The sequence below is a fragment of the Coprococcus intestinalis genome (assembly GCF_023656595.1).
Classification (GTDB): Bacteria; Bacillota; Clostridia; order Lachnospirales; family Lachnospiraceae; genus Coprococcus_A; species Coprococcus_A intestinihominis.
On record NZ_JAMOKJ010000015.1, the window covers coordinates 102,250 to 110,204 of the forward strand.

Consider the following 7,955-nt stretch of genomic DNA (forward strand, 5'->3'; position numbering starts at 1 on the left):
TCCTGTCATGCCTCCAGCGCCTCAAGACGCTTTTCTATAAAGGAAAGTATGTCCATCTGTACCTGTTCATAATCAAGTTCATTGAGTATTTCATGTCTGTCTCCGGGATAAATCTTCATTTCGACATTCTTAACCCCTGCCTCACGGTAAATTCTGCAGATTTCCGGCACGTCCTTACCGAAATGTCCCACAGGATCATCACTTCCCGCCACAAATAAAAGCGGCACTTCTTTCGGCAGTTTGCTGATATTGGCCGGCTCCTGAATAAAGCTCAACACATCAAATAAAACTTTATAACCGTTCAATGTAAACATAAAACCGCAATACGGATCCTCAAGATAAGTGTCAACATTCGCATCATTCCGGGACAGCCAGTCATACTCTGTTCTGACAGACGGATACTGTTTATTATATGAGCCAAATGCCATTTTCATCATCAGCTGACTTCGGTGATGTTCACCTCTGACAACACTCAGGCTGTTGGCTGTGGTCTTCGCCGCACTCAACAGTGCCGGCGGCTGTGAACCCGTCCCCATCAGTATCGCACCATCCAGCTGGCTGCCATAAGTCATCAGATATCTTCTGGCCATAAAAGATCCCATACTATGCCCCAGAAGGAAATACGGTATTCTCGGATATCTTGCACGGATCGACTTCGTTACCTTATATAAGTCATCCACGACTGTCTCAGAGTCCTTCGCCTTCGGAAAATATCCCAGTTCCTCTTCACTCTTCGCCGTCTCCCCATGGCCCAGATGATCATTGCCGATCACCATCATACCATGCTGTGCCAGGAATGTCGCCAACCTGTCATAACGATCCACATATTCACACATGCCATGGGAAATCTGAACAATCGCCCTGATCTCCTCCAACGGATGCCACAAGATCACATGAAGCTTATTCACCCCGTTCGTTGAATTCAAATAAAACTCTTCCTTCTCTACCATACCTGCGCCCCCAGTTCGTTTCTCATCATACATCATCAATTCACATCCCGACTCCACCCTTCCCCGCTTGAAGCCGATTATTCTATAACATCTATTATACCCGAATATCACATAAAACACCAGAAATACACACAAGCTGCCAACAACTTTTTATCCCTATTATACAAATGTGTGTTATCATAAATAAGGTAAATAAATTTATGAAATATAACATATGACATTCAAAGGCAGGTGGGTAGGAAATTCTGTCTATTACCCTGGATTAAGCTGAAGACAGAATTTCCACTCCCACCGTCCCGAAAGGATTTTTTATGAAAAAACACCTCTTCAGTCTTTTGCAGCGTATCGGTCAGTCTTTTATGCTGCCCATCGCTCTTCTGCCTATCGCCGGTATTTTTCTCGGCATCGGCAGTTCTCTGACCAATACAAATATGCTGGCCGCCTATCACCTGAAAGGGCTCATGGGGCCCGGAACAGCTCCTTACATCCTGTTTTCACTGCTTAACAGTGCCGGTTCGATCATTTTTGACAATCTGCCGATTCTTTTTGCTGTCGGCGTTGCTATCGGTATGGCCCGGAGCGAAAAAGCCACAGCCGCACTTTCAAGTATTGTTGCTTTCTTTGTTATGCACAGTACCATCGGAAGTCTGATAACTTATACGGGTCGAAGCCATTCTTTTCTCACCGGTGCAACCACCGAAATTGTCGGCATTACATCCCTGCAGATGGGTGTTTTCGGCGGCATCATTGTCGGGCTTGGCGTTGCCGCATTGCATAACCGTTTTTACAAAATTGAACTGCCCAAGGTTTTTTCGTTTTTTGGCGGAACACATTTTATCCCGATCATCAGCGCAATCACTTATGTCGGCATCGGTATTCTTATGTTCTATATCTGGCCGCCGATCCAGATTCTGATCAACGATGCAGGCAAACTGGTGCTGACGTCCGGATACGGCGGCACTTTTGTCTACGGGCTTCTGGAACGCGCCCTGATTCCTTTTGGGCTCCACCATGTTTTCTATATGCCTTTCTGGCAAACCGCTGTCGGCGGTCGTGAACTTGTAAACGGCCAGCTCATTGAAGGTGCCCAGAATATCTTTTTTGCAGAACTTGCCAGCCCTGATACTTCACATTTCAGTGTCGCAGCCACACGTTTTATGAGCGGTAAATTTCCGTTGATGATGTTCGGTCTTCCCGGCGCTGCCCTGGCTATGTATACCTGTGCCCGCCCTGAAAATAAAAAAGCTGTAGGAAGCCTTTTGCTGTCCACAGCCATCTCCTCCGCTGTCACTGGAATTACAGAGCCTCTGGAATTTGCCTTTTTATTCGTCGCTCCGCCGCTATATGCCATTCACTGTGCATTTGCCGGCCTCTCCTATATGCTCATGCATATGCTGAATGTTGGTATCGGCATGACATTTTCCGGCGGTTTCCTGGATTTCTTCCTGTTCGGCATTCTCCAGGGCAATACCAAAACCAGCTGGCTGCATGTCATTCCTGTAGGTATCCTTTATTTCATTGTCTATTTTATCATTTTCCGGGTAATGATTTTGAAATTTAACTATCAGACACCGGGACATGAAAAGGACAATGCCGCCCCTGTCAATAACGCTGACAACAAAAGTCAACAGATTCTTGACGGTCTGGGCGGTCTTGAGAACATTTCCGATTTAAGTTGCTGTGCGACGCGCCTGCGTGTCACTTTACATCGGCCCTCAAAGCTCAACAAAGAAAAGCTTCTCGCCACAGGCGCTGCTGCTGTTGTGGCCAATGGTGACGGCGTCCAGGTTGTCTACGGCCCGGAAGTCACGGTTATCCATGCCCGTCTGCAGGATTATATCGCTCAGATCATTCCTGCTTCATCATCGACAGCGGATAATTCCGCCGCAGTTCCAACAACTTCAGCAGAAGTCTCAAATCCTGCTGTTTCCGCAGAGGCAAAAGCTTCTGACAATTTATCAGTTGCCGACGCCATCACTGATATTGTCTATGCTCCATGCAACGGCACTGTCATTCCGCTCACAGAAATCAATGACGGTGTTTTCTCTGAAGGTTATATCGGCGAAGGATTAGCCATCGAACCTGTTGACGGCAGTTTCTATGCACCATTTGACTGTAGCGTTGCCATGGTTTTTGATACACATCACGCCATCGCACTGCACACTGCAAATGATACAGAGCTGATCCTTCATGTCGGTTTGGATACCGTCAAATTAAACGGCCAGCATCTGGAAGTATTCGTCCAAGAAGGCCAGGAAATCCAAAAAGGGGATCTGATCCTGCGAGCTGACCTGGAAGGTATTCAATCAGCCGGTTGCAGAACCGTCACCCCTGTTATCATCACCGGTGCCGGCGGCGCTGAATCCGTCGAACTTCTTAAAACAGGACCGGTTCACATCGGAGACGCTGTTCTTAAAGTCCATTATTAATGTTCATCCGGATCGCAAATTCTATCTGTCTACCTTGACTGAAAAACGGAGCTGCAATGCAGCCCCGTTTTTCGTCTAATGAAGTGTTTCGTTCATACTGCCTGTGCGGTAACCGCCCAGATCCAGTGTTACATATGTAAAACCAAGTTCTTTGAAATAGTTGTAAACTTTTTCACGGATCCCCTCAGCCAACAGTTTTTCAAACTCTGACGGCAGAATTTCGATTCTTGCCATTTTGTCATGGATTCTTACACGCACTTGATAGAATCCCAGATCAAGCAGGAGCTGTTCAGCTTTCTCCACCATACCAAGCTTTTCTTCATTAATGGTTTCTCCATAAACAAAACGCGAAGACAGGCATGCAAAGGACTGCTTATTCCATGTGGAAAGTCCCAATTCCTTTGATAACTCACGAATCTCCTGTTTGTTCAGTTCTGCTGCACGAAGAGGACTGCTGACCCCCAGCTCTTTGACAGCCACAAGACCCGGTCTGTAATCTCCATTATCATCCATATTGGAACCTTCTGCCACCGCATTCAGCCCACTCTCTTTGGCAATATTCCAAACCTTCTCAAACAACTCATGTTTGCAAAGATAGCATCGATTCTTCGGATTCTGTCTGAAACCATCGATATCCAGCTCTTCTGATTCACAAACAATATGCTGAATGCCATTTTCTGCACAGAATTTCTTTGCTTCATTCAACTCTCTTTCCGGGAAAGAACAGGATGCTGCCGTCACCGCAATGGCCTTGTCCCCCAGCACATCATGTGCTACCCTTAATAAAAATGTAGAATCCACGCCGCTTGAAAAAGCCACGGCCACACTGCCCAGAGATTTCAGATACACCTTTAAATTTTCATATTTTTCATGTAGCTGATCCATTCTCGTCCACACCTCCGATTATGATTTTATAAAATGCAAGTCTGCTCCGCAAACTTTTCATATCATATTCGTATGATTAATATGAAATCATTATATCAGCATGTCCCATCAATGTCAATGAACACTTTTTTAACTACCTATTTACGTAAAACGACATACATCCCCACTATATAGGCAAAAGTAATTGCTTACAAATTCTTCACATACAATGTACGAATCGCATTCAGCACGGCAATAACCATCACACCTACATCCGCAAAAATCGCAACCCACATGTTGGCAATACCCAAGGCACCGAGAATCAGACAAATGACTTTAACACCGATGGCAAAATAAATATTCTCATAAACAATTCTCATACACTTCCGGGCAATCCTGATAGCCTTGGCAATCTTCAGCGGATCATCATCCATCAAAACAATATCCGCTGCTTCAATGGCTGCATCAGATCCCATAGCACCCATCGCAATACCGATATCTGCTCTTGAAAGTACCGGTGCATCATTAATACCGTCACCCACAAAGGCCAGTTTCTCTTTCTCATTCTTCTGTGACAGCAGTTTTTCCACCATAGCAACCTTATCACCCGGGAGTAATTCACTGTGTACTTCATCAATCCCCAGATTCGCCGCCACTTTGTCCGCAACACGTTTGGCATCTCCTGTCAGCATAACGGTCTTCTTGATACCGGCCACTTTCAGTGCTCTGATAGCCTCTTCTGCATGCGGTTTCAGCAGGTCAGCAATCAGAATATGACCGACATATTCACCATCTACTGCCATATGAACAACTGTACCGACGCTGTGACACTCCTGATAAGGAATACCTTCCAGTTCCATCAACTTGGCATTGCCTGCAGCAACGGTTCTGCCGTCTACCTTCGCGATGACACCTTTACCGCTGACTTCCTGCACATCCGTCACTCTGCTCTGATCAATGGCCTTGCCGTAAGCCTTCTGAAGGCTGCGACTGATCGGATGAGATGAAAAGCTCTCTGCCAATGCGGCATACTCAAGGATTTCATTCATCGGCAATGTATTGTGATGCACACCTGTTACTTCAAATACCCCCTGTGTCATTGTACCTGTCTTGTCAAATACAACATATTTCGTTCCGGCCAGTGTCTCCAGATAATTAGAACCCTTTACAAGGACACCTGCATTGCTGGCACCGCCGATACCGGCGAAAAAGCTAAGCGGAATACTGATAACAAGGGCACACGGGCAGCTGATGACAAGGAATGTCAACGCTCGCATGATCCAATCTCCCCATTCCGGTGAAAAACCCATAAAAAGCATCCTGACAATCGGCGGAAGCACTGCCAGCGCCAACGCACCATAGCATACAGCCGGTGTATAATATTTGGCAAACTTGGAAATAAAGTTCTCTGAACGGGACTTTCTTGAGCTTGCGTTCTCCACCATATCCAGAATCTTCGAAACCGTCGACTCACCAAATTCCTTCGTTGTCTTAATTCTGAGAACACCCGTCATATTGATACAACCGCTGATCACTTCATCACCTTCCGATGCATCTCTCGGCACGCTCTCTCCTGTCAGTGCACTTGTATTCAATGTGGTGGTTCCCTCAATGATCACGCCATCAATAGGCACTTTCTCACCCGGCTTGACAACGATGATACTGCCAATCTCAACTTCATCCGGGTCCACTTCCTCAATCTCACCGTCACGCTCGATATTCGCATAATCCGGACGAATATCCATCAGATCACTGATATTCCTTCTACTCTTGCCCACAGCATAGCTCTGGAACAGCTCGCCAATCTGGTAAAACAGCATAACAGCAACACCTTCACGATAATCACCAAGGGCAATCGCGCCTACGGTTGCTACCGCCATCAGAAAATTCTCGTCAAACACCTGATGATTCTTAATGCCCTTGCCGGCCTTGATCAGAATATCATATCCAATGACAAGATACGGAATCAGAAATAAAACAAACGCCGTATAGTCTTCAACCGGAAGAAAAGAAAAAGCAATCATCAAAACAGCTGCTATAATAATTCTTGTCAAAACCTTTTTCTGCTTCTTATTCACACAGCTCACCTTCCTTTATTCAGTCATACTATCTATAACAAACTTCAAACTCTATGGCAGGATACCAGGGTCAGACGCATCCAATCCTGGTATCTCACAACTTCCGTATTCATTCTGTCTTAAAGGAAAATCTCGCAATCGTCCTCAACCTTCTTGCAGTTCTTCAATACTTCCTGCATGACATCCTTCGGCGCTGCACCCTCTTCAAATTCAACACTCATCTTCAGTGCCATGAAGTTGACAACCGCATTCTTCACACCGGCTGTCTTATTCGCTGCATCTTCCATCTTGTTCGCACAGTTGGCACAATCCACATCAATCTTATACGTCTTCTTCATAATAAAATCTCCTTTGAATATATTATTTTTTTAATCATTTATATGCTCATTTATTCATATGTTAATTTAAGTATACCACAGATAGAGATGATGTCAATAGAAGACTCTGTTTTTTCAAAATTATTATTGCATTATATAATCTTCATCTATACAGATACTGCATCTTCTAAATAAAGACCCAAAATGATTTAAGGATGGAACCGAAATTGCTGCTATTTCCGTTCAGGAGAAGTTTGTTTTTGATGTGTTATGATGTTTTTACACGATGCGCATCATATTTTGAAGTTTTTTATTACTCGTATATGAATTCGTTTTATGGTAAAATGGAGGTAGATTTTATGGCACAATGGCAGCCATCCACCTTTACACCTGATAAAACTGCAGATACCGCTGCTTACGCAGCATCCTTGTCTGCTTCAGCAACTTCTCAATCACTGAACAGAACTTTTTTATCCAGTCTGTTCGAACAGATTTTTAATTCCCCATCAGAAGCACTATCCCTTTACAATGCAATTAATGGGACGAACTATTCAGACCCCGGTCTGTTGACGATTACAACCCTCAGCGGTGCGCTTTTCCTTGGATATCGCAATGACGTTTCTTTTCTCATTGGCACGACTCTGAATTTATATGAGCATCAGAGTTCCTTCAACCCGAATATGCCGATACGCGGTCTCACCTATATGGCCCGATTATATGAAGGCTATATTCTGGAGACCGGATTAGATGTCTATTCGTCAATTTTGTTGAAGCTTCCGAAAGCCCAGTTCTTTGTATTTTACAATGGGACAACGGAACAGCCGGACCGGCTGGTACTTCGACTCAGTGATTCATACCCGGATGATGGCCTGGAGAATCATCTGGAAGTCTGCGCTATTATGCTGAATATCAACTATGGGCATAATAAAGCGCTCATGGAGAAATGTCAGACACTGCATGACTATGCTCTATTCGTCGATACTGTTCGCCATTACATATCTTCCGGCTATACCCGTGAACGCGCTGTAGAGATAGCCGTTGAAGAATGCATCTCCAATAACGTTCTCAAAGAGTTTCTGATTCGGAATAAAGCGGAGGTACTCACTATGTTATACTCTGAATATGCCTGGGAACTGCATTTAAGGAAACTGCAGGAAGAAGGTCTGGAAGAGGGGCTTCAAAAAGGCCTCGAAGTAAAATATACCCCATAGAATGGACACGATAAGAAGAAGGGTTCCTTAAAAATGGACACAAGAAGAAGGGATAAAATCCTGGTTAGTGGACAATAAAAGAAGGGATTTCTTCTGGTAGATGATG

The 7,955-nt window shown here is 44.8% G+C and carries 6 protein-coding genes; 2 read left to right on the forward strand and 4 right to left on the reverse strand.

Annotated features, from left to right (window positions below; all coding sequences use genetic code 11):
• Nucleotides 1–5: 5 nt before the first annotated feature.
• Nucleotides 6–950, reverse strand: a complete 945-nt coding sequence (locus NBH03_RS11900; protein ID WP_250799716.1) for an alpha/beta fold hydrolase — start codon at nucleotides 948–950, stop codon at nucleotides 6–8.
• Between the two features lie 311 nt (nucleotides 951–1,261).
• Between NBH03_RS11900 and NBH03_RS11905 the strand changes: the two genes are divergently transcribed.
• Nucleotides 1,262–3,379 (forward strand): PTS sugar transporter subunit IIABC, encoded by a 2,118-nt coding sequence (locus tag NBH03_RS11905; RefSeq protein ID WP_250799717.1) that lies wholly within the window; start codon nucleotides 1,262–1,264, stop codon nucleotides 3,377–3,379.
• A gap of 75 nt (nucleotides 3,380–3,454) precedes the next feature.
• Here the strand turns inward: NBH03_RS11905 and larE are convergent, their stop codons facing one another.
• The 3 genes from larE to NBH03_RS11920 all read right to left on the reverse strand — a co-directional run bounded on the left by larE (nucleotide 3,455) and on the right by NBH03_RS11920 (nucleotide 6,659).
• The gene (larE, locus tag NBH03_RS11910; protein WP_250799718.1) at nucleotides 3,455–4,264 is read right to left on the reverse strand and encodes an ATP-dependent sacrificial sulfur transferase LarE; all 810 of its coding nucleotides are present in this window, start codon (nucleotides 4,262–4,264) and stop codon (nucleotides 3,455–3,457) included.
• Nucleotides 4,265–4,452: 188 nt separating this feature from the next.
• Nucleotides 4,453–6,321 carry a heavy metal translocating P-type ATPase gene (locus tag NBH03_RS11915; protein WP_215690456.1) on the reverse strand — a complete coding sequence of 623 codons (1,869 nt, stop codon included), beginning with the start codon at nucleotides 6,319–6,321 and terminating at the stop codon, nucleotides 4,453–4,455.
• 119 nt (nucleotides 6,322–6,440) lie between these two features.
• Nucleotides 6,441–6,659: a cation transporter gene (locus NBH03_RS11920; protein ID WP_015513131.1), complete on the reverse strand. Its 219-nt coding sequence runs from the start codon at nucleotides 6,657–6,659 to the stop codon at nucleotides 6,441–6,443.
• Between the two features lie 338 nt (nucleotides 6,660–6,997).
• Here NBH03_RS11920 and NBH03_RS11925 point away from each other — a divergent pair, with 338 nt between their 5' ends.
• Nucleotides 6,998–7,849: an Rpn family recombination-promoting nuclease/putative transposase gene (locus NBH03_RS11925; RefSeq protein WP_250799719.1), complete on the forward strand. Its 852-nt coding sequence runs from the start codon at nucleotides 6,998–7,000 to the stop codon at nucleotides 7,847–7,849.
• The last annotated feature ends 106 nt before the right edge of the window (nucleotides 7,850–7,955 follow it).

What these genes read in the sequence shown, in the direction of transcription:
- NBH03_RS11900 (WP_250799716.1), bottom strand. Translation starts at nt 950, where the DNA reads ATGGTAGAGAAGGAAGAGTTTTATTTGAATTCAACGAACGGGGTGAAT.
- NBH03_RS11905 (WP_250799717.1), top strand. Translation starts at nt 1,262, where the DNA reads ATGAAAAAACACCTCTTCAGTCTTTTGCAGCGTATCGGTCAGTCTTTT.
- larE (WP_250799718.1), bottom strand. Translation starts at nt 4,264, where the DNA reads ATGGATCAGCTACATGAAAAATATGAAAATTTAAAGGTGTATCTGAAA.
- NBH03_RS11920 (WP_015513131.1), bottom strand. Translation starts at nt 6,659, where the DNA reads ATGAAGAAGACGTATAAGATTGATGTGGATTGTGCCAACTGTGCGAAC.
- NBH03_RS11925 (WP_250799719.1), top strand. Translation starts at nt 6,998, where the DNA reads ATGGCACAATGGCAGCCATCCACCTTTACACCTGATAAAACTGCAGAT.